The 21,408-nt window shown below is 65.6% G+C and carries 14 protein-coding genes; 8 read left to right on the top strand and 6 right to left on the bottom strand.

The annotated features are described in order from the left end of the window. Window positions 1-29: 29 nt before the first annotated feature. On the bottom strand, window positions 30-551 hold the full coding sequence (locus OU994_RS03275; RefSeq protein WP_281609620.1) for a 5-formyltetrahydrofolate cyclo-ligase: 522 nt from the start codon (window positions 549-551) through the stop codon (window positions 30-32). 106 nt (window positions 552-657) lie between these two features. Here OU994_RS03275 and OU994_RS03280 point away from each other — a divergent pair, with 106 nt between their 5' ends. Genes OU994_RS03280 through OU994_RS03295 form a run of 4 tightly spaced genes read left to right on the top strand, consistent with a single transcriptional unit; the run spans window position 658 to window position 5,405 of the window. After that, window positions 658-2,661: a lytic transglycosylase domain-containing protein gene (locus OU994_RS03280; RefSeq protein WP_281609621.1), complete on the top strand. Its 2,004-nt coding sequence runs from the start codon at window positions 658-660 to the stop codon at window positions 2,659-2,661. 52 nt (window positions 2,662-2,713) lie between these two features. Further along, window positions 2,714-3,427, top strand: a complete 714-nt coding sequence (locus tag OU994_RS03285; RefSeq protein WP_281609622.1) for a glutathione S-transferase family protein — start codon at window positions 2,714-2,716, stop codon at window positions 3,425-3,427. Further along, window positions 3,424-4,725 carry a multifunctional CCA addition/repair protein gene (locus OU994_RS03290; protein ID WP_281609623.1) on the top strand — a complete coding sequence of 434 codons (1,302 nt, stop codon included), beginning with the start codon at window positions 3,424-3,426 and terminating at the stop codon, window positions 4,723-4,725. The genes OU994_RS03285 and OU994_RS03290 overlap by 4 nt, the downstream gene beginning before the upstream one ends. Next, window positions 4,725-5,405, top strand: a complete 681-nt coding sequence (locus tag OU994_RS03295) for a GNAT family N-acetyltransferase (protein ID WP_281609624.1) — start codon at window positions 4,725-4,727, stop codon at window positions 5,403-5,405. Before OU994_RS03290 ends, OU994_RS03295 begins: the two co-directional genes overlap by 1 nt. A gap of 18 nt (window positions 5,406-5,423) precedes the next feature. Here OU994_RS03295 and OU994_RS03300 read toward each other — a convergent pair whose 3' ends face one another. The 3 genes from OU994_RS03300 to OU994_RS03310 form a co-directional block, all read right to left on the bottom strand. Further along, the gene (locus OU994_RS03300; protein WP_281609625.1) at window positions 5,424-6,851 is read right to left on the bottom strand and encodes a CehA/McbA family metallohydrolase; all 1,428 of its coding nucleotides are present in this window, start codon (window positions 6,849-6,851) and stop codon (window positions 5,424-5,426) included. Then, window positions 6,841-9,324: a TonB-dependent receptor gene (locus OU994_RS03305; RefSeq protein WP_281609626.1), complete on the bottom strand. Its 2,484-nt coding sequence runs from the start codon at window positions 9,322-9,324 to the stop codon at window positions 6,841-6,843. The genes OU994_RS03300 and OU994_RS03305 overlap by 11 nt, the downstream gene beginning before the upstream one ends. Before the next feature lie 98 nt (window positions 9,325-9,422). Further along, window positions 9,423-9,950 carry an Lrp/AsnC family transcriptional regulator gene (locus tag OU994_RS03310; protein WP_130186612.1) on the bottom strand — a complete coding sequence of 176 codons (528 nt, stop codon included), beginning with the start codon at window positions 9,948-9,950 and terminating at the stop codon, window positions 9,423-9,425. Window positions 9,951-10,077: 127 nt separating this feature from the next. On the opposite strand from OU994_RS03310, the gene hppD reads away from it, so the two are divergent. The 4 genes from hppD (at window position 10,078) to OU994_RS03330 (ending at window position 19,784) form a co-directional block, all read left to right on the top strand. Continuing rightward, window positions 10,078-11,208 carry a 4-hydroxyphenylpyruvate dioxygenase gene (hppD, locus tag OU994_RS03315; protein ID WP_281609627.1) on the top strand — a complete coding sequence of 377 codons (1,131 nt, stop codon included), beginning with the start codon at window positions 10,078-10,080 and terminating at the stop codon, window positions 11,206-11,208. Window positions 11,209-11,422: 214 nt separating this feature from the next. Continuing rightward, window positions 11,423-14,986, top strand: a complete 3,564-nt coding sequence (locus OU994_RS03320; RefSeq protein ID WP_281609628.1) for an indolepyruvate ferredoxin oxidoreductase family protein — start codon at window positions 11,423-11,425, stop codon at window positions 14,984-14,986. A gap of 264 nt (window positions 14,987-15,250) precedes the next feature. Then, entirely contained in the window at window positions 15,251-17,887 is a 2,637-nt protein-coding gene (locus OU994_RS03325; RefSeq protein ID WP_281609629.1) for a TonB-dependent siderophore receptor, read from the top strand. A 139-nt stretch (window positions 17,888-18,026) separates the two neighbouring features. Continuing rightward, the gene (locus OU994_RS03330) at window positions 18,027-19,784 is read left to right on the top strand and encodes a M14 family metallopeptidase (protein ID WP_281609630.1); all 1,758 of its coding nucleotides are present in this window, start codon (window positions 18,027-18,029) and stop codon (window positions 19,782-19,784) included. Window positions 19,785-19,989: 205 nt separating this feature from the next. On the opposite strand, the gene ttcA is transcribed toward OU994_RS03330, so the two are convergent. Further along, window positions 19,990-20,928: a tRNA 2-thiocytidine(32) synthetase TtcA gene (ttcA, locus tag OU994_RS03335; protein ID WP_281609631.1), complete on the bottom strand. Its 939-nt coding sequence runs from the start codon at window positions 20,926-20,928 to the stop codon at window positions 19,990-19,992. Continuing rightward, window positions 20,925-21,323 carry a dihydroneopterin aldolase gene (locus OU994_RS03340; RefSeq protein WP_281609632.1) on the bottom strand — a complete coding sequence of 133 codons (399 nt, stop codon included), beginning with the start codon at window positions 21,321-21,323 and terminating at the stop codon, window positions 20,925-20,927. The genes ttcA and OU994_RS03340 overlap by 4 nt, the downstream gene beginning before the upstream one ends. Window positions 21,324-21,408 lie beyond the last annotated feature (85 nt).

Below are 21,408 nucleotides of genomic sequence, written 5' to 3' on the forward strand. Positions count from 1 at the left end.
GTGTACGTCCCCCATTCTTGAAGCAACATTCATCCCGCTTCGGTGATGATACGGTCCAGTGCGATGTCGTGCCCGTCGCTGCCGAACTCGGCGGCGAGGCAGGAATAAGCGATGCCCACCGTCGCCGGCCGCGGCACCTTCTCCAGCGTGCGATCGTAGAAGCCGCCGCCATAGCCCAGCCGGTAGCCTTGCGCGTTGAAGCCCAGGCAAGGGACCAGCAGGGCCGGGGGGCAGGGCGCGATCCGCAAGTCGGCCGGCACCGCGATGCCCATCGCATCCTTCACCAGCGGCTCGCCGATTTGCCAGGCCGCGAAGTCCAGCGGCGCATCGCGCTTCAGCACGACCGGCAACAGCAGGCGCACGCCCAGCCGCGCCAGTTCGGCATAGGCGGGGTGCAGGTCGGGTTCGTCGCGCAGCGGCCAGTAGACGCCCAGCGTGTCCACTCTTGCCTCATGCCACCACTGCACGATGTGCCGGCAGAGGTCGGCATCCCACTGCGCGCGGGTATCGGCCGGCAAGTTGCGCCGTTCAGCCAGCAATTGCTTGCGCAACGTAGCCTTTTCCGCCGCGGCCGTCTGTACGCTGGCGGGTGGTAGCCCTTCAGTCAGGCGTGTTATTCTAGGGTCGCTGGTCATGTCACTTTTTGAGAGTCGTATCTTGATTTTCCCGTCGAAATGGATAGCCGGCGCACTGCTCGCGATTTCCTGCGCCATCACGCCCCTCGCCATCCCGCAAGACCTGGGCGACAGCCGCAAGGAGGACGATGCGTTCCTGCTGCTGCGCGACTCGGTGCGCCGCAACGACGCCACCAAGGCCGAGTTCTACGCGGCACGGCTGAGCGACTATGCCATTCCGTCCTACGTTGATTATTATCGGCTGAAATCCCATTTCACGGCCGCCAGCTCGGCCGAGATCCTGGCTTTCCTGCAGCGCTACGAAGGCACGGCGATTGCCGACCGCCTGCGCAACGACTGGCTGCTGGAACTGGGCCGCAAGCGCGAATGGGCCCTGTTCGACCAGCAGTATCCGCTGTTCGTGCTGAAGGACGATACCCAGGTCAAGTGCTATGCCTTGCTGTCGCGCCTGTCGAAAGGCGAGAACGTGGCCACGGACGCCCGCACGCTGCTGATCTATCCGCCGTATTACGGCGAGGGCTGCAGCGCGCTGATCGCGTCGCTCGCGCAGACCGGCCAGTTCAGCCAGGAAGACCTGTGGGCGCAGGTGCGCCTTGCCGGTGAAACGAAAGCCGCCGGCCCGGCACGCCGCACGATCATGCTGCTCAATGGCTCGGACAAGAAGATCGCCCAGGCGATCGACGTGCCTGCCGTGGTGCTGGCAAAAGGCGTCGGCGACACGAAGGCCGACCGTGAAGTGTTCCTGGTCGCGCTGGGCCGGGCCGCCCGCACCAGTGTCAAGCTTTCGGTGCTGGCGCTCGAGAAGGCATTGCCGAGGCTGACGCCGCAGGAGCAGGCGATCGGCTGGGCCAATATCGCGCTGCCGGCGTCCTATGCGGTCGACCCGGAAACGTCCGGCTACTGGCGCCGCGCCAATGGCGCGCCGCTATCGATCGACCAGCACCAGTGGCGCACCCGCTATGCGCTGCGCGACGGTAACTGGCAACTGGTGCGCGACTACCTCGCGGCCATGCCGGCACAACTGCGCCAGGATCCCACCTGGGTGTACTGGCAGGCGCGCACGTTCGTGGCGCTGGCCGGCGGCCGCATGACGCCCGAGGCGCAGTTCCTGTACCAGAGCATTGCCGGCCGCGAGGATTACTACGGCCTGCTGGCTGCCGAGGAACTGGGCCGCACGGTCACCATCCCGGCGCCCGGCGCGCCGGTGACGGCGCAGGAAATCGCCGCGATCGCCACCAACCCGGGCATCCGCCGCGCCCTGAAATTCTTCGACATGCGCCTGCGTTTCGAAGGCCTGCGCGAGTGGAACTGGGAAGTGCGGCACCTGTCCGACCGCGAGCTGATCGCCGCTGCCGAGTATGCGCGCCAGCACCATATCCTCGACCGCATGGTGTACACGTCCGAGCGCACCCGCGCGCTGGCCGACTACACGCACCGCTACCCGGCACCGCACGATGAAATCATGCGCCCCACCACGAATACCCTGGGCCTCGACCGCGCCTGGGTCTATGGCCTGATCCGGCAGGAGTCGCGTTTCGTGATGAACGCGCAGTCGAGCGCGGGCGCGTCGGGCCTGATGCAGGTGATGCCTTCCACCGGGCGCTGGGTGGCCAACAAGATCGGCCTGACGAATTTCGTGCAGGACATGCTGACGGACGTGCGCACCAACATCCTGCTGGGCGCCAACTACATGAACATGGTCCTGGGCAGCATGGACGGTTCGCAGGTACTGGCCACCGCCGCGTACAACGCGGGTCCCGGCCGGCTGCGCTCATGGCGCTCGAAGCTGGACAAGCCGATGGATGCCACCGTCTTCATCGAATCGATTCCATACTCCGAAACGCGCGGCTATGTGAAGAACGTGATGACCAATGCCACCTATTACGCGGCGCTGTTCGAAGGGCGGCCGCAATCGATGAAGGCGCGGCTGGGTGTCGTCACGCCGAAGGGCTACAGCGAGAAGGACATGCGCGAGCCGGACCCGCGTGGCCAGGAACCGCAGCAGACCAGTTTATCGAGCCGCTGATTCCGGCGCGCTCGCCTACTTTCCCGCATCCTCCACCGCATTTTCCACCTTCATGCAAACGATCGAACTCGACCCTACACTGAGCAACACCCTCGCCGCCGCGCGCCAGCCCGGCCTCACGCTCGTCATCGGCAACAAGAACCTGTCTTCGTGGTCGATGCGGCCGTGGGTGGCGATGACCGCCTTCAACATCCCGTTCACCGAGGTGCGCGTGAAGCTGGACCGCCCGGAAACCTCCGGCACCATCGCCCGCTACACGCACAGCGGCCGCGTGCCCGTGCTGCTGGCCGGCGACATCACGATCTGGGACAGCCTGGCGATCTGCGAGTACCTGGCCGAGCAATTCCCCGACAAGCATCTGTGGCCGCAGGACGTGGCGGCGCGCGCCACCGCGCGCTCGATCTGCGCCGAAATGCACTCGAGCTTCGCGGGCCTGCGCAGCAACATGCCGATGAATATCAGCGCCAGCCTGCGCGGCCAGGGCCGCACGCCGGAAACGCAGGCCGACATCGGCCGCGTCAGCGAAATCTGGGAAGAATGCCTGTGCCGCTTCGGCCACAACGAATTCCTGTTCGGCGATTTTTCTTTGGCCGATGCGTTCTTCGCCCCGGTCGTCACCCGCTTCAACACCTATGACGTGGCATTGCCGCCGGCGCTGTCGGCCTACTGCGAACGGATCACCCGGCACCCGGCCGTGGCGCGCTGGATCGAGGAGGCGCATGCCGAAGCGGGCGAAGGCGCGGCAGGGAGCATGGAGCAGGAATGAAGACCTACGTGGTTGGCGGTGCTGTCCGCGATGAACTGCTGGGACTGCCCGTCAAGGACCATGACCATGTTGTCGTCGGCGCCACGCCGGAACAGATGGTGCGGCAGGGTTTCCGCGCCGTCGGCAAGGATTTCCCCGTCTTCCTGCACCCGGAAACCCACGAGGAATATGCGCTGGCCCGCACCGAGCGCAAGACCGCGCCCGGCTACAAGGGCTTCGTCTTCCACACCGCGCCGGACGTGACGCTGGAGCAGGACCTGGTGCGCCGCGACCTGACGATCAACGCGATCGCCCGCGCCGCCGATGGCACGCTGACCGATCCGTTCGATGGCCGCGGCGACATCGCCCGCCGCCTGTTCCGCCATGTGTCGGACGCGTTTGCCGAAGACCCGGTGCGCATCCTGCGCGTTGCCCGCTTTGCCGCCCGCTTCACCGATTTCACGGTGGCGCCGGAAACCAATGCCCTGATGCGCCGCATGGTCGACGAAGGCGAAGTCGATGCGCTGGTGCCCGAGCGCGTGTGGCAGGAACTGTCGCGCGGCCTGATGGAGCAGCGGCCGTCGCGCATGCTGCAGGTCTTGCGCGACTGCGGCGCGCTGGCGCGCATCGTGCCGGAACTGGACCGCCTGTGGGGCGTGCCCCAGCCCGAGAAATGGCATCCGGAAGTCGATACCGGCATTCACCTGGAACAGGTGGTCGATTACGCGGCGCGGCAGCGCTGCGACCTGCCGGTGCGTTTCGCGGCCCTGCTGCACGACCTGGGCAAGGGCGCCACGCCGGCGGAGCAATGGCCGGCCCACCATGGCCATGAAGGCCTCGGCGCCGCGCTGGTGAAGGATGTGTGTGCGCGGCTGAAGGTGCCGACCGAGTGCCGCGACCTGGCGGTGCTGGGCGCGCGCGAGCACGGCAACGTGGCACGCGCGCTGGAACTGCGCTGCAACACCATCGTGAAGCTGTTCGAACGCAGCGACGCGTTCCGCAAGCCGGCCCGCTTCCTGCAGTTGCTGCAAGTGTCCGAATGCGATGCGCGTGGCCGGGAAGGCCCCAGCGGCTCGTTCCGCGACGCGCCATTCCCGCAGCGCGACTACCTGGAGCGGGCATTGGCCGCCGCGCGTGGCGTCAACGCCGGCGAAATCGCCCAGGCCTGCACGGAACAGCCGGAGCGTATTCCCGAGCTGGTGCGGGAAGCCCGGGTGCGCGCGGTGCGCGAAGCGCTGGCCCGGCCCGACGAGCGGGATGAGGTGGACGAGAAGGACGAGCCGGCAGCGCACACGCCAGGCGGCGCGGGAGCACGCTGATGGCGCGCCTGAACCTGTTCCGCAATCCGCTGCACAAATGGCTGGGCCGCCCCGAACCGCGGCCGACCATTCCCGTCAAGGAATTGCGCGAACGGGACCGGCGCCGCATGCTCAAGCATTTCCTGCAGATCGAAGGGCGCGACCGCCTGCTGCGCTTCGGTTCGCCCATCACCGACGAGCAGGTGGCGAAGTATGTCGAGGGCATCGACTTCGACCGCGACATCGTGTTCGGGGTCTACAACCGCGTGTTCCGTCTCGTCGCGGTGGGACACCTGGGATTCGCGGAACGGCAGCCGGAACAGGACGGCGCCACGGACAAGGACCGCGTGGCCGAATTCGGCGTGTCGGTATTGAAATCGGCGCGCGGGCTGGGCATCGGCTCGAAGCTGTTCGAGCGCGCCGCGATCGTCTGCCGCAACCACGACGTCGACACGCTGACCATGCATTGCCTGTCGTCGAACCAGATCATGATCCACATTGCGAAGAAGGCCGGCATGGAAATCCACCGCGACTATGGCGAGGCCGATGCCTACCTGAAGCTGGGCCCGGCCGATCCGGCCAGCGTGCTGCAGGAAGCGATGCAGGAACAGCTGGCCACCATCGACTATGCGCTGAAAGCCAATGTGCGGCGCGCCGCCAAGCTGTGGGACATGCTGCCGGGGCGCGGCAAGAAAGAATAGCGCGGCATCGATGCCGGCTTACCGGCGCGCATTCAGGTAAACCGGATTCCCCAGCAGCAGCAGGTGCCCCGCGGCAGCGATTACGTCGACGCGCACCCAGTGCGGCCTGCCGTCGCCGGCCAGCGTGAATACGCTATCCACGTCACGCACCGTGGGGTCCGCCAGCGGCGTGATTTCCCTGCCGTTGTCGACGATACGCAGCCGCGCTCCCGCCACCCCCGCCGTTCGCACGCGGAACCGTACCGCCGTGCCGGCTGGTGCATCGAGCGCATCGCCCATCATCGCCGTGCTGCCATTCGCCTCCGCACGCACGTCCAGCAGCCGGTCGGGCGAGCCTTCGATGTCGACAAAGACATGGCCCTTGCGGATACCGTCCAGGATCGCCGCCTGCGACAACGCCGCCGCATGCACGACGGTGGCCGGTATGCCGGGCGGGCTCTCGTCCGGCCGGTGGCTGTCGCTGCCACCGATCGCCGTGATCCGGTAGCCCCGGTCGAGTTGCGCCTCCCAGAAGGGGATGCCGGACCAGCGGGTGCCGGCATCCTTGCCATTGACGGCTTCGATCGCCTGCACCAACGCCATGTCGGTCCGCGTGTCCCAGCCGCAGCCCATGCAGTCTTCGCCGGACGGGCGCACCGGGTGGTTGATCGACACCAAGCCACGCAGTGCCTGCGCATCCTTCAATACCGTATCCCAGCCGCGGCGGAAATCCAGCGGCGCCAGCGTGCCGAACAGGTTGGCATGGCCATGAAACGTGGTGATCTCGCGGCCGGGCATCAACAGCAGCGTATCGAAATACGGTTGCAGTTCGCCCAGCGCCTGCGCATGCGACACGGTGTTGTGTTCAGTGACGGCCAGGAAGTCCAGCCGGCGCGCCGCCGCGGCTTGCGCCAGAACGAACGGCGGGCACGGCACGCTGGCCGAACCGCCGCGGTTGCGGCAACTGCCATCGGAGTGCCCCGTGTGGCTGTGCAGGTCGCCGCGGTACCAGCGTGCGCCGGTGGCCAGCGCCGCGTCATCCGAGGCCTGCCCGCGCGAGAACGTTACTGTCGCCGTGTAGTCGGCGGTGGCATTGGCGCGCATGTTCGGAATGCCGAGCAGCAGCGCCCATTGCCCGGCCAGCGCCGGCACCGCCAGGTAGGAAGGCGTGGCGTCGACGGTACCGACCGTGAAGGTGCGCTTGTTGCCCCCGCTCCAGCCGCGCAGCATGCCGTCCGGGCCGATCAGGCCCAGGTCGATCACGCTGCGCTGTTCCCTGCCCGTGTAGTCGAACGTGACGGTCACGCGGTCGACACCGGGCGGTACCGCGAACGGCACTTCCCGGTAGGTCTGGTGGTCGGTACCGGTCAGGCGTCCGCGCAACACCAGGTCGGTGGACTGGGCGGCCGCCTGCTCCAGCAGGCCGCACAGCAGGATGGCCAGTCCGGCAAGCCGCTCAAAACGCATACTTCAGTGCCGCGCGCACGGTGCGGCCCAGCAGCGGGCGGGCAATGAACGAGTTGGCACCGGCATCGGCGCTGGCCAGTTCGCCGGCGCGCGGGTTGCCTTCGGTGAGGCCCTGCGAATTGTCCACGTTGTCCACGTACAGGAATGCCTCGACCGCCGGCGTGGCCTGCCAGCGCGCCGAGAAGTTCAGCACGTGGTACTTGGGCAAGACCACGGTGTTGGCCGAGTCCACGTAGCGCTTGCCCTGGTATTCGTACGCCAGTTGCAGGCGCAGCTTGTCGCCCAGCAGGTTCACGCCGGGCACCAGCCGGGCGCTCACTTTCGGCACGCGGATCAACGCATTGCCCGAGTAGTCGCGCGGCACCGGCAGGTTGTTGACCCGGTCCGTATAGCGCAGGTCTCGGTACTCGGGATCCTGCAACGTCAGGTTGAAGCCCAGGTCGACCAGGCTGCTGGGGAACAGCCGGCCTTCCAGCTCCAGGCCGAAGGTACGCGACGATGCGTAGCCGGTCTGCGGGCGCGATGTCGCGTTATCGATCGAAAACACGTTGTTCGTGTACGCCACGTTGTCGTACTTCGAATAGAACAGGGTGGGATACAGTTCCAGCATCGCGCTGCTGTACTTGTAGCCCAGCTCGCCCAGGTCCATCGTCTGGATCACCGGCACCGCGGCCGGCGAGGTAATGTAGGACGACAGGTTCGGCAGGCGGAACGCCTTGGTCCACCGGCCGAACACGCCCGACGTGCGCGCCAGTTGCCAGTTCGCGCCGAGCGTCCAGCCCACCTTGTCGAAGTCGTTGTCGTAGTAATCCAGCACGCCGGTGCCGGTACGTATCTTCGAGGTGGCGAACGTGCCCAGATCGACGTTGGCACCGCGCTCGGTCCAGCCGCGCGTATTCACCTTTTCCCAGCGCACGCCGCCATCGATGCGCAGGCGCTCGTCGACCTGCCATTCGTCCGACAGGTACAGCGCGTGCGTGCGCGACTTGCCGCGCGCATGCTCCCATTCGTACCCGTAATTGTAGATGCCGCGCTCGGTAATCGTGCCGGCCGCGCGGCCGGCGGCGTCGAGGCCAGCCAGGTCCAGCAACGGCGCCTGGCTTTGCGCGCCAAGCAGCACGGTCGACGAATAGCGGTCGAACCCCTGCGTGAAGCGGGCAAAATAGTAGCCGAGCGTGACGTCGTGCGTTTGCGTGCCGGTGGCGAACTTGCGGGACAGGCGCAAGTCGTTGACGGTTTCCTCCAGCGGCATCGTCACGCCGCGCAGCCCGCCGACCAGCAGCAGGCCGTTCGGATCCGCGTAATCCGTACCTGGCGCGTCGACGCGCCGCAGCGCCAGCCGCGTGGCACCCGGCACGCGCGCCAGCAAGCCTTGCGATTGCCGCAGGAAGGCTTCGCTGGACAGCAACTGGTTCGGGAACACGCCGTTGCGCTGCGTGTCCGTGCTGGAATGGCGCAGCGATTCGGCCAGCTTCCAGCCGCCCAGTTCCTTGTCGAGCGCGACGGTGAACTGCTTGCGCTTGACGTGCGTGCCTTCGCCGTTGTCGAAACGGTAGGTGGCGCCGTTCCCCATCCGCATGTCGACCACCCTGGTCTGCGGCCCGGCCACGGTGCCGCGGTTGCCGTCGAAGCCGGGAATCGCCGCGATATCGCCATCCGGGTAAGTGCGCATCGGAATGCCGAGGAACAGCGCCACCTTGTCGTCCAGGTGCTTGAAGTCCAGGGCGATGCGGCCGCCGTCGAGCATGCGCGTCAGTCGCACGCGCACCTGGCCACCATCATTGGCGCGATAGCCGGGCGAGCGGATGCCGTCGTCGATGCGGTAAAAGCCGCCGATACCGCCTTTCCAGCCATTGCCGAGTGGCGCGCCGGCCCAGAAGTCGACGCGCCGCATGCCGAAATTGCCGGCGCCGACCTTGACGATGCCGCTCGCCGTGTCGCCGATCTCGCGCGTACGGAAGTTGATCGCACCGGCCGGCGCGTTCGTGTAGAACACCGACGACGGGCCGCCGCGCACGACCTCGATGCGTTCGATCGTCTCGTCGAGGCGGAATGCCTGGTCGGCATTCAGGTAGCCCAGCGAAGGATCGTGCTGCACCGGAATGCCGTCTTCCAGCAGCGTGACCGAACCGAAGCCATCGACAGGAATACCGCGAGCGCGAATATTGCCCGATGCTTCGCCGCCGGAAGCTTCGACCCAGAACCCGGGGACCGATTTCAGCGCTTCCGTCACCGACGTGGGGGCCTGCATTCGCAGCGCGTCCTCGTCGATCGTGGTGATCGAATAGCTGGCCTTCGATTTCGTGCGGGTACCGGCACCGGCGCGGCCGGTCACGATCACGACATCATGGGGAGCATCCGCCGCCTGTTCTGTCGCTGGCGGCGGCTGGACGTTTTCCTGTGCGAGCAGGGGAGCGCTGGCGAGGGCCAGCATGGCCGCGCGTACGGCATGGCGGATGATCGGCGAATTCACGTTGTCCTTTGCTGGTCTGGATGAACGCGCCAGACACTAGCAAAGGAATATGAAGCGATGATGACGAAAAGAAAACTCCGCGCACCGCGCGGCCGCCGTCAGACCAGCGGAAGCGCCGTGGTGTCCTTGATGCGTTGCAGCGCAAAGCTGGACTTCACGTCCAGCACGGCGGGGTGCCGCAACAGCGTGGCCATCATGAAGCGCGAGAAGTGGTCCATGTCTTCCACGTGCACGCGCAGCAGGTAATCCATCTCGCCTGTCATCGCATAGCACGCCACCACTTCCGGCCAGCCTTCCACGGCCACGGCGAAATCCTCGCGCGGCGAGACGGTACCCGGCAGCGCACCGAGCGCGCGGGCCGTGCTGTGCGCCACCGCGGCGGCATCGCTGTGCTTTTCCAGCCGCACGTTGACATAGGCCAGCAGGCCCAGGCCGATCTTGTCCGGGTCGAGCAGCGCCACGTACTGGCGGATCACGCCTTCCTCTTCCAGCCGCTTGATGCGGCGCAGGCAGGGCGAGGGCGACAGGCTGACCTGCTCGGCCACGTCCTGGTTCGACAGGCGGCCATCTTCCTGCAGGATCGATAGGATTTTACGGTCTGTCTTGTCCAGCGTGATCTTGGTCATAATCTCCTCGTGGCATGCCTGATAACGCAATATTATTGCTCAAAACCTGCATCGATGGGAAATCTTTGCAATTTAATTCTCCCCCGCGAAGCCTATACTTTTCGCTATTCGATAAAAGGAGACGCACATGCAATTCACGCCCTGGGAGAATCCGATGGGGACCGACGGATTCGAATTCGTCGAGTTCGCCGCGCCCGATCCGAAAGCGCTCGGCCAGCTGTTCGAAAACATGGGATTCACGGCCATCGCCCGCCACCGCACCAAGGATGTCACGCTGTACCGCCAGGGCGAGATCAACTTCATCATCAACGCCGAAGAGCACTCCTTTGCCCAGCGCTTCGCCCGCCAGCACGGCCCATCCGTGTGCGCGATCGCGATCCGCGTCGACGATGCGGCCTACGTCTACAACAAGGCGCTGGAAATGGGCGCCTGGGGCTTCGACAACAAGACCGGCCCGATGGAACTGAACATTCCCGCCATCAAGGGCGTCGGCGATTCGCTGCTGTACCTGGTCGACCGCTGGCGCGGCAAGAATACCGCCAAGGGCCAGGCGCCCGGCAGCATCGGCGACATCAGCATCTACGACGCCGATTTCGTGGCGATCCCGGGCGTGGACCCGAACCCGGTGGGCAACGGCCTGACCTATATCGACCACCTGACGCACAACGTCTACCGTGGCCGGATGGCCGAATGGGCGGGCTTCTATGAGCGCCTGTTCAATTTCCGCGAGATCCGCTACTTCGACATCACCGGCAAGCATACGGGCCTGAAGTCGAAGGCCATGACTTCGCCGTGCGGCAAGATCCGCATCCCGATCAACGAATCGTCGGACGACAAGTCGCAGATCGCCGAGTACCTGAACGAATACCACGGCGAAGGCATCCAGCACATCGCGCTCGGTACCGACGACATCTACCGCTCGATCCAGGGAATGCGCGACAGCGGAATCGCTTTCCAGGATACGATCGAAACGTATTACGAACTGGTCAACCGGCGCTTGCCGAACCATGGCGAAAACCTGGAAGAACTGCGCCGCCTGCGCATCCTGATCGACGGGCAGGCCTCAAGTGAACAGCAACGCGAATTGCTGCTGCAGATCTTTACGCAGAACGTGATCGGCCCGATCTTCTTCGAGATCATCCAGCGCAAGGGCGACCAGGGCTTTGGCGAAGGCAATTTCCGCGCGCTGTTCGAATCGATCGAGCTCGACCAGATTCGCCGCGGCGTGCTGGAGGATACTGCGAAGACGCCCGCTTGAAAAACATAACCACAGGCAGAAACCGGGGTCAGACCCGGCGGGGTGGAGCAGGAATTTCGCGAAGCATGCTTCGCGCCTGCGGAACGGTGCTGGCATGCAGGCCAGCACTCCTCCCTGACCCCAGGTTTTGCCTTGGGGTGAAAAGCAACCCGGCAGCTCTGCACAAGATAGGGCGCCGGCGTTGGGCTTTACAAAAGATATTGGAGACAAACCCATGAACGCACCTCACAAGGGTACGGAGCTAGGCAAAGAGGACATCACCCTCGAAGACAAATGGACGCTGGAGCGCGGCAGCGCGTTCCTCACCGGCACGCAGGCGCTGATCCGCCTGCCGATGCTGCAGCGCGAACGCGACCTGAAGGCTGGCCTGAATACGGCCGGCTACATCACCGGCTATCGCGGTTCGCCCGTCACGTCGATCGACCAGACGGCGGTGAAGGCGAAAAAATACCTGGAAGCGCACCACGTCAAGTTCCACCCCGGCATGAACGAAGACCTCGCCGCCACGGCGGTGTGGGGCACCCAGCAGACCAACCTGTTCCAGGATGCCAAATACGACGGCGTGTTCAGCATGTGGTACGGCAAGGGCCCCGGCGTGGACCGCTGCGGCGACGTGTTCAAGCACGCCAACAATGCCGGCAGCTCGAAGCACGGCGGCGTGCTGGTGCTGGCCGGCGACGACCACGCGGCGAAATCCTCGTCCACCGCGCACCAGTCGGACCATATCCTGGCCGCCTGCGGCATCCCTGTCCTGTATCCGTCCTCGGTGCAGGAGTACCTCGACTATGGCCTGCATGGCTGGGCCATGAGCCGCTACACGGGCCTGTGGGTGGCGATGAAGTGCGTGACGGACATCATCGAGTCCGGCGCCGTCATCGACTTCGATCCGGACCGCGTGCAGATCGCCATGCCGGACGACTTCGAGCTGCCGCCGGGCGGCCTGAACATCCGCTGGCCGGACGCGGTGCTGGACCAGGAAGTGCGGATGAACAGCTACAAGTGGTACGCGGCCCTCGCGTACTGCCGCGCCAATAAACTCAACAAGATCATCTGGGACAGCCCGCGGCCGAAGATCGGCATCATCACCGCCGGCAAATCGTATCTCGACACGCGGCAGGCGCTGGCCGACCTGGGCATCGACGAACAGGCCGCCGCCGACATCGGCATCCGCCTCTACAAGGTCGGCATGACGTGGCCGCTGGAGGCCGATGGCGTGCATGAATTCGCGCGCGGGCTGGACGAGATCCTGGTGGTGGAAGAAAAGCGCCAGATCCTCGAATACGCGCTGAAGGAAGAACTGTACAACCTGCCCGATGGCCAGCGTCCGCGCGTGGTCGGCAAGTTCGACGACACGGGCGAATGGTCGAACCAGCACCGCAGCGGCCACGGCGACTGGCTGCTGCCGGCCACCTATGAGCTGAATCCGGCGCAGATCGCCCGCGCGATCGCCAGCCGCATTTCGCACTACTGCGCCGGCCATCCGGTGGCGCAGCGTGTCCAGGAACGCATCGCCTTCCTGGAAGCGAAGGAACTGGTGCTGAAGAACGTGCCCGCCAAGGCCAATCCCGAAACCGACCGCACGCCGTATTTCTGTTCCGGCTGCCCGCACAATTCGTCCACCAAGGTGCCCGAAGGTTCGCGCGCGCTGGCCGGTATCGGCTGCCATTACATGGTGCTGTGGATGGACCGGGAAACGTCGACCTTCACGCACATGGGCGCGGAGGGCGTGACGTGGGTCGGGCAGGCGCCGTTCACGAACGAGCAGCACGTGTTCACCAACCTGGGCGACGGTACCTATTTCCACTCGGGCATCCTGGCGATCCGCGCCGCGGTGGCGGCCAAGGTCAACATCACCTACAAGATCCTGTTCAACGACGCGGTGGCCATGACGGGCGGCCAGGCCTTCGATGGCCCGCTCGATCCGGGCATGATCTCGCGGCAGATCGCCGCCGAGGGCGTCACGCCGATCATCGTGGTCACCGACGATCCGGACAAGTATCCCGACGACTACGCCTGGGCGCCCGGCGTGACGGTGCGCCACCGTTCCGAACTGATGGACGTGCAGAAGGAACTGCGCAACAAGCCCGGCGTCTCGGCCATGATCTATGACCAGACCTGCGCCTCCGAGAAACGGCGCCGCCGCAAGCGCAACGAGTACCCGGATCCGGCCAAGCGCGTGGTCATCAACGAAGCCGTGTGCGAAGGCTGCGGCGACTGCTCCGTGCAGTCGAACTGCCTGTCCGTCGAACCGCTGGAAACGGAACTGGGGCGCAAGCGCCAGATCAACCAGTCGAGCTGCAACAAGGATTACTCGTGCGTGTCCGGCTTCTGCCCGTCGTTCGTGACGGTGGAAGGCGGCCAGCTGAAAAAGCCGAAGAAGGCCGCGGCGGGCGGCGAAGTCCCCGCCTTGCCGGCACCGGTGCTGCCATCCACCGCGCAGCCATACGGCATCCTCGTCACGGGCATCGGCGGCACCGGTGTCGTCACCGTCGGCCAGATCCTGGCCGTGGCGGCGCACGTGGAAAACAAGGGGGCCGTGGTGCTGGACATGAGCGGCCTGGCGCAGAAGGGCGGGCCGGTGATGTCGCACGTGCGGCTGGCCGACCGGCAGGCGGACCTGCACTCGACGCGCGTGGGCACGGGCAGCGCCGATCTCGTGATCGGCTGCGACCAGATCGTCACGGCCAGCCGCGATGCCTTGAGCCGGATGGGCGAGGGCCGCACCTGGGCCGCGATCAATTCCACCGGCGCCACCACCGCCGCGTTCGTGAAGAATCCGGACTGGCAATTCCCCGGCAGCAGCTCGCGGGCGGAAATCGTGCGCGCCTGTGGCGAAGACCGTGTCGACTTCCTCGATGCCGGCCAGATCGCCACCTCGCTGATGGGCGACGCGATCGCCACCAACATGTTCATGCTGGGCTACTGCTTCCAGAAAGGCCACGTGCCCTTGTCGGAAGCGTCGCTGATGAAGGCGATCGAGTTGAACGGCGTGTCGGTGGCGTTCAACAAGGCCGCCTTCAACTGGGGCCGCTATGCGGCGCACGACCTGGCGGCCGTGTCGAAAATGGCGGTGCCTGCGCAGGTGGTTGAATTCAAGCGCACGCAATCGCTGGACGAGCTGCTTGCCCGCCGCGTCGAACTGCTGACGGCGTACCAGAACGCGGCGTACGCCCGCCAGTACACGGACTTCATCGACCAGGTACGGCGCGCCGAGGAACCGCTGGGCACGAAGCGGCTGACAGAGGCGGTGGCGCGCTACCTGTACAAGCTGATGGCCTACAAGGACGAGTACGAAGTGGCCCGCCTGCACACGGACCCGGCGTTCCGCCAGAAGATCGAAGGCATGTTCGAAGGCGATTTCACGGTGAAGTTCCACCTGGCGCCGCCGCTGCTGGCGAAGAAGGACAAGGATGGCCACCTCGTCAAGCAGCAGTTCGGCCCGTGGATGCGCAGCGCCTTCGGCGTGCTGGCCAAGCTGAAGGGCTTGCGCGGCACCCCGCTCGACGTGTTCGGCTACACGGCGGAACGGAAGATGGAACGTGCGCTGATCGGCGAGTATCGCGATCGCGTGCTGGCGCTGCTGCCGACGCTGGCGAAGGAAAACCTCGATACGGCGGTGGCCATCGCGCGCATTCCGGAAGACATCCGCGGCTATGGCCACGTGAAGGAGCGCCACCTGAAGGCGGCGAAGCAGAAGGAGGCCGCGCTGCTGGCGGCGTATCACACGCCACCACGCGCGGCGGCACCCGCGCCGGCCGTGGCACCGCACGCGGCCTGACGGCCGGCAAGGGGCACCCCGGCGGTGCCCCTTGTTTCATCTGCCTGTTTCGAGCCTCCTTCTCCAGCCTCCTTCCATCTGCCTTGTTCAATTTTCCTGCACCACCGAGCAACGCATAAGCAACTGCGAAAGGCTTCGTTCAAAAAAGGCAACGCGCTTCGTATGATCTGGTTCCCACAAGGACCAATCATGCCGAGTATGAAGACCACGAATCCGATCGCCGCCGCAGCATTGAGAGCCATATACTGCGCCCCATTGTGCGGCATGCCCCTGTTCGCGCAGGGGCAGGCTGACACGCCGCCCGAAGGGGCGGCGCCCTCCGTCGTCATCACGGGTTCGCGCATTCCGCGCACCAGCATCGAAGGCCCATCGGCCGTCACCGTAATCACCGCCGAGGACATCACCCGCCAGGGCTACCGGAACGTGTTCGATGCGCTGAACAACCAGGTGCAGAACAGCGGTTTCGTGCAGGGTGCCGATTTCGGCAATACCTTCACGCCATCGGCCAATACGATCAGCCTGCGCGGGCTGGGCCCGAACCACACGCTGGTCCTGCTGAACGGACGCCGGCTTGCCGATTTCCCGATCGCCTACGAAGGCACCGTCAACTTCACCAACCTGGCCAACATTCCTTCCACCGTCGTGGAACGGATCGAGATCCTGTCCGGTGGCGCTTCCGCGATCTACGGCTCCGATGCGATCGCCGGCGTCGTCAACATCATCCTCAAGAAGCAGCACGGCGGCTTCGATGTCAACCTCAAGGCCGGCGGCACCACGCGCGGTGGCGGCGCCGACCGGCGCGTGCAATTCACCGGCGGGCAGCAGTTCGGCAAGCTCGATACCGTGTTCGCATTCGAGGTCAGCGAGCGCCAGCCGCTGGCCGCCTACCAGCGTGACTTCATGGCCACCCGGGATGGCACGCCGACCAATGTGCTGTCGCGGCGCAATGTCAGCGCCGGCCGCTACGTGGACCCGGGCGGCACCTGCGATGCGATCGGCGGCCTGTTCGGCGGCAGTGTCGTGCGCTATACCGCGCGTACCGGAGCGTACTGCGCGAGCCCGAAAGTGGGGCCCACGTACTGGACCGTGCAGACCAGGAACCTCAGCAAGAATGCCTACGGCAGCGCCACCTATGCACTGGGCGATGACACCACGCTGTTCGCCGACGTGCTGGCCGGCCATAACGGCACGCAGAACAACACGCGCGGCCTGTCGTGGACGTCGCAATCGACCGCCAGCGGCTACTTCCTGAACCGGAACACCGGCAACTACGAAGCATGGACGCGCTACATCTCGCCCGAGGAAATGGGCGGCGTGGAGCAGTTCAACCGTGCCTGGACCGACCGCGCGCTGGCCGCGTCGGTGGGCGCACGGGGGCGCATTCCCGGCACCGGCTGGAAGTACGAAGCGGGCTACAGCGCCTCGTGGTACAAGAGCGAGAACCACGTGCCGCGCGCGCTTGCCAACATCGACGGCTTCTTCCTCGGCTCGCGCCTGGGGACCGACGAGGATGGCGTGGCGATCTACGCGCCCGACCCGGCGCGGCTCGCCACGCCATTGACGCCGGCCGAATTCGGCGTCATCAAGGGCCTGTCGCACAGCGAGGACGAGTCGTGGACCAATACGCTGTCGGCCACCCTGAACGGTACGCTGTACCAGCTGCCGGCCGGGCTGCTGCAGCTGGCCGTCGTCGCCGAAGCGGGGCGGCAGGGCTTCTCGAACGTACCCGATCCCCGCATCAACGAAGGGTACTTCAACGTCACCACGCGCAGCGACGTGACGGAGGGCACGCGCACCCGCTACGCGGCCGGCGCTGAAGTGAACATCCCTGTCCTGAAGACCCTGAATGCCACGCTGGCGGGCCGCTACGATCGCTACAAGTTCGCCGGGCGCACCAGCGGCAAGTCCACCTATGCCAGCGGGCTAGAATGGCGGCCGGCAAAGGAGCTGCTGCTGCGCGCGAACCGCGCCACCAGCTTCCGCGCGCCGGACATGAACTACATCTACAAGGCGCGCGGCACCGGCTATTACTCGTCCACCACGGATTACTACCGCTGCGGCCTGGCCGGCCAGCCGCTCGACACCTGCGACTACGCCAACGTGTCGCCCGGCGCCGACTATGTGCAGAACGGCAGCCGCGACCTGAAGCCCGAGCGGGGGCGTTCGTATGGTGCGGGGATCGTCTGGTCGCCCAGTTCGGCGTTCGACGTATCGGCGGACTACTGGAACATCCGCATCGACGACCTGGTGACGAACCTGTCGGCGGACCGCCTGTTGCGCGATGAAGCGGCATGCCGGCTGGGCGCGGCGGACATCAACATGCCGAGCTGTGTCGACGCGCTGGCCCGCATCACGCGCTACCCTGCCGATTCGCTGGTGCGCCCCGGAGAAATCCGCGAGATCCGCGTCAATCCGATCAACGCCGCGCAGCTGGGCAGCAGCGGCTTCGACGTCAGCGCGAAATATGCGCTGCGTACCGCCGCACATGGCGTGTTCACGGTGCGGGGCAACTATTCGAAAACGGTGACGCGCCGCTCCCGGCAGTTCGCCGGCGACCCGGTCAGCGACGAGCTGCATTCGTTCGAGAGCGCGGACTGGCCGGACAAGCTGACCGCCAGCGTGAACTGGAACGTGGGCCAGTGGGCCACCACGGTGTTCGCCACCCGCTACGGCAAGATCCCCAACGCCGCGTGGACCGGCTACCTGTCGCCGACCACGCTCGTCAACGTTAGCGCCGTGTACCGCGTGACGGACCGCCTGACCGTTTCGCTGATCGTCAACAACGTGGCCAACAGGATCAAGTCCGACACCACCGCCGGCTGGCCGAACTATCCGGTCGGCAGCTACAGCCCGGTGGGCCGCGCCGGCTGGATCGAACTGAATTATCACTTCGGCTCCTGAGGTGCCGGGCGAGCGAAGGCCGGGTGTGGGTGGCAAGCCGTAAGTCTATAATGCTCCGGCCATGGCGGACCGGCACGCGATCCGTGCCGCGTTCCGCTTTTCTTCATTGGTCGATCCGACCCTCACCGGAGCCCTGTAGATGATTCGCACCGCACTGTCGCTTGCCTTGCTCGCCGCCTTGCCGCTGGCCCATGCCGCCCCCGATCTCACCACCGTGTCGGAACGCTCCGGCTTCCAGGCCACCGGGCGCTACGACGAAGTGGTCAAGCTGTGCGCGGACTTCCAGAAGGCGTATCCGAAAGCGGTGCGATGCTTCGAGTTCGGCCGCACGCCGGAAGGGCGGCCGATGCTGGCGCTGGCCGTGTCGAAGAGCGGGGCGCTCACCGCCGGCGCGGCGAAGAAGAAGAACATTCCCGTGCTGCTGGTGCAGGGCGGTATCCATGCGGGCGAGATCGATGGCAAGGACGCCGGCTTCCTGGCGCTGCGCCATGCGCTCGATGGCAAGCTCGCCGGCGCCGCGCTCGACAGGCAGGTGCTGCTGTTCGTTCCCGTCTTCAACGTGGACGGCCACGAGCGCTTCGGCCCGAACAACCGGCCGAACCAGCGCGGGCCGGTGGAGATGGGCTGGCGCGTGACCGCGCAGAACTACAACCTGAACCGCGATTACCTCAAGGCCGACGCGCCCGAGATGCAGGCGATGCTGGCGCTGGTGAACCAGTGGGACCCGCTGGCCTACATCGACCTGCACGTGACCGATGGCGCGAAGTTCGAGCCGGACGTGTCGATCCAGGTGGAGCCCGTGCACGGCGGCGATGCGGCATTGCGCGAGGCCGGCACGGCGCTGCGCGACAATGTGATTGCCGACCTGCGCCAGCAGGGTTCCGACCCGAAGCACTTCTATATTTCATTTGCCAGGACGGATGAACCGCAATCGGGCTTCGTCGACGAAATGTCCGGGGCGCGTTTCTCGACCGGCTACTTCTACCTGCGCAACCGCTTCGGCATGCTGGTCGAAACGCACTCGTGGAAGGATTACCCCACGCGCGTGAAGATCACGTACAACACGATCGTGTCGGTAATGAACCAGGTGGCGAAGCATGGCACCGCGTGGCGCCAGGCCGCGCTGGCCGCCGATGCGCGCGCCACCGCGCTGGGAGGGCAGGACTTCCCGCTCAGCTACCGGACCACCGACAAGGTGCGGACGATCGACTTCCGCGGTTATGAATTCAAGCGCGTGCCGTCCGATGTCTCCGGCGGTATCTGGACGCAATACGACGAGACGAAGCCGCAGCTGTGGAAGGTGCCGCTGCGCGACGAGATCGTGCCCGACTTCACGATCAAGGCGCCGGCCGGCGGCTACCTGGTGCCGGCGGCACAGGCCGGCGCCGTGGGCGCCAAGCTGAAACAGCACGGCGTGGCATTCAAGGTGCTGGCCGCCGCGCCGGGCAAGCTGGAAGTGGAAGCGTTCCGCGCGACGAAGACCAGGCTGACGCCGCAATCGTTCGAGGGACACCAGATGCTGGCGGTGGAAGGGGCGTGGAACACCGAAGCGCGCGAGGTGGGCGCCGGAGCGCTGTTCGTGCCGATCGCGCAGCCGAAGGCGCGCCTGGTGATGACGATGCTGGAACCGCAGGGCGCCGATTCGCTGCTGGCGTGGGGCATGTTCACTGCCGCCTTCGAGCGCAAGGAGTACATGGAGGAATACGTGGCCGAAGAGGTGGCGCGCGAACAGCTGAAGGATCCGGCCGTGGCCGCCGCGTTCAAGGAAAGGCTGGACAACGATCCGGACTTCGCGAAAAGCTCGCGTGCCCGGCTGGACTTCTTCGCCAGGCGGCATGCATCGTGGGACGAGCGGTTCAACCTGTATCCGGTGTACCGCACGGACCGGAAGTTCTGAAGCCGGTACGGCAATAATCGAACGCAGCAAAGACAGGGACGGACCCGGATGCCGTTAAGTTAAGCCCACCCCAAGGGCAAATTCCGGGGTCAGACCCGCCGGGTCTGACCCCAGCCCTTCGCTGTTGGGGTGAATGCATGCGCTTTCAATGTGTCGAGCAATGCTTAACTAAGCGGGGTCAGGAGACGTCCCCATTTTTCGACCATTACTTCGGCTGCAGTGGAATGATCCCCGGCACGGTGGCCGGCGTCGAACATGGTTCTTCGTCGAACGCGATATCGCCCAGCGGGTTGGCCACGCCATCCGTCTTCAGGTCCGTGAAGCCGAACAGGTCGCGGTCCATCAGGTGCGACGGCACCACGGTGGACAGGGCCGAGAACACGCTTTCCACGCGGCCCGGGGTTTTCTTTTCCCAGTCGCGCAGCATTGCCTTGATCTGCTTGCGCTGCAGGTTTTCCTGCGAGCCGCACAAGTCGCATGGAATGATCGGGAAGCCCTTCACCGCCGCGTAGCGCTCCGTGTCTTCTTCCTTCACGTAGGCCAGCGGACGGATCACCATGTGCTTGCCGTCGTCGGAAACCAGCTTGGCCGGCATGCCCTTCAGCTTCCCGCCGAAGAACATGTTGAGGAAGAAGGTTTCCAGGATGTCGTCGCGGTGGTGGCCCAGCGCGATCTTGTTGCAGCCCAGTTCATCGGCCACGCGGTACAGGATGCCGCGGCGCAGGCGCGAGCACAGCGAGCAGGTCGTCTTGCCTTCCGGGATCAGGCGCGTGACGATCGAGTAGGTATCCTGGTTTTCGATATGGAACGGCACGCCCAGTTCCGTCAGGTAGCGGGGCAGTACCTCGGCCGGGAAATTCGGCTGCTTCTGGTCGAGGTTGACGGCGACGATGTCGAAGTGGATCGGTGCGCGCTCGCGCAGCGTCAGCAGGATATCGAGCAGCGCGTAGCTGTCCTTGCCGCCTGACAGGCAGACCATTACCTTGTCGCCGTCCTCGATCATGTTGAAGTCGCCGATCGCCTGGCCCACCAGGCGGCACAGGCGCTTGTGCAGCTTGTTGTTCTCGTAGGCGATCTTGTCGGCGGCCTTGTCCGCGCCCTTGCCCGCGCCTTCTACCGCGGCGTTGTCGACGACGGCGTTCATGCTTCATCCTTGATGTGGAACACTTCGACGCCGACGCCTTCGCAATCGGGATAGACGTCCGGCTTCATGGTGGACAGGCGCACGGCGCGCACGCGCGGGTGGGCCAGCAGTGCCTTCACCAGGTCGTCGCACAGGGTTTCCTGCAGGTGCACGTGGCCCTCGGCCATGCGCGCGGCGATGGTATCGCGCATGAAGTCGTAATCGACCACTTCATGCAGTTCGTCGGACTGCGGCGTCGACACGGCGAGCGGAATGTACAGGTCGACATTGAACAGCACGCGCTGCTCGCCCTTCTTCTCGAATTCGTGGACGCCGATGTTGATCAGCACTTCGTAATTGCGCAGGAACAGCCGGCGGCAATCCTGCAGGCGGGGGTGGGTGAGGGCGGACAGCATGGTGGCGATAGTGGCTATTTAAGAAATTATTCGGCGAGAAGTTCGGCGAGAAGTTGTTGGGCGCGAAATGATCGGGTGCTGGTTT

The organism is Pseudoduganella sp. SL102 (assembly GCF_027856995.1).
GTDB lineage: Bacteria > Pseudomonadota > Gammaproteobacteria > Burkholderiales > Burkholderiaceae_D > Rugamonas > Rugamonas albidiflava.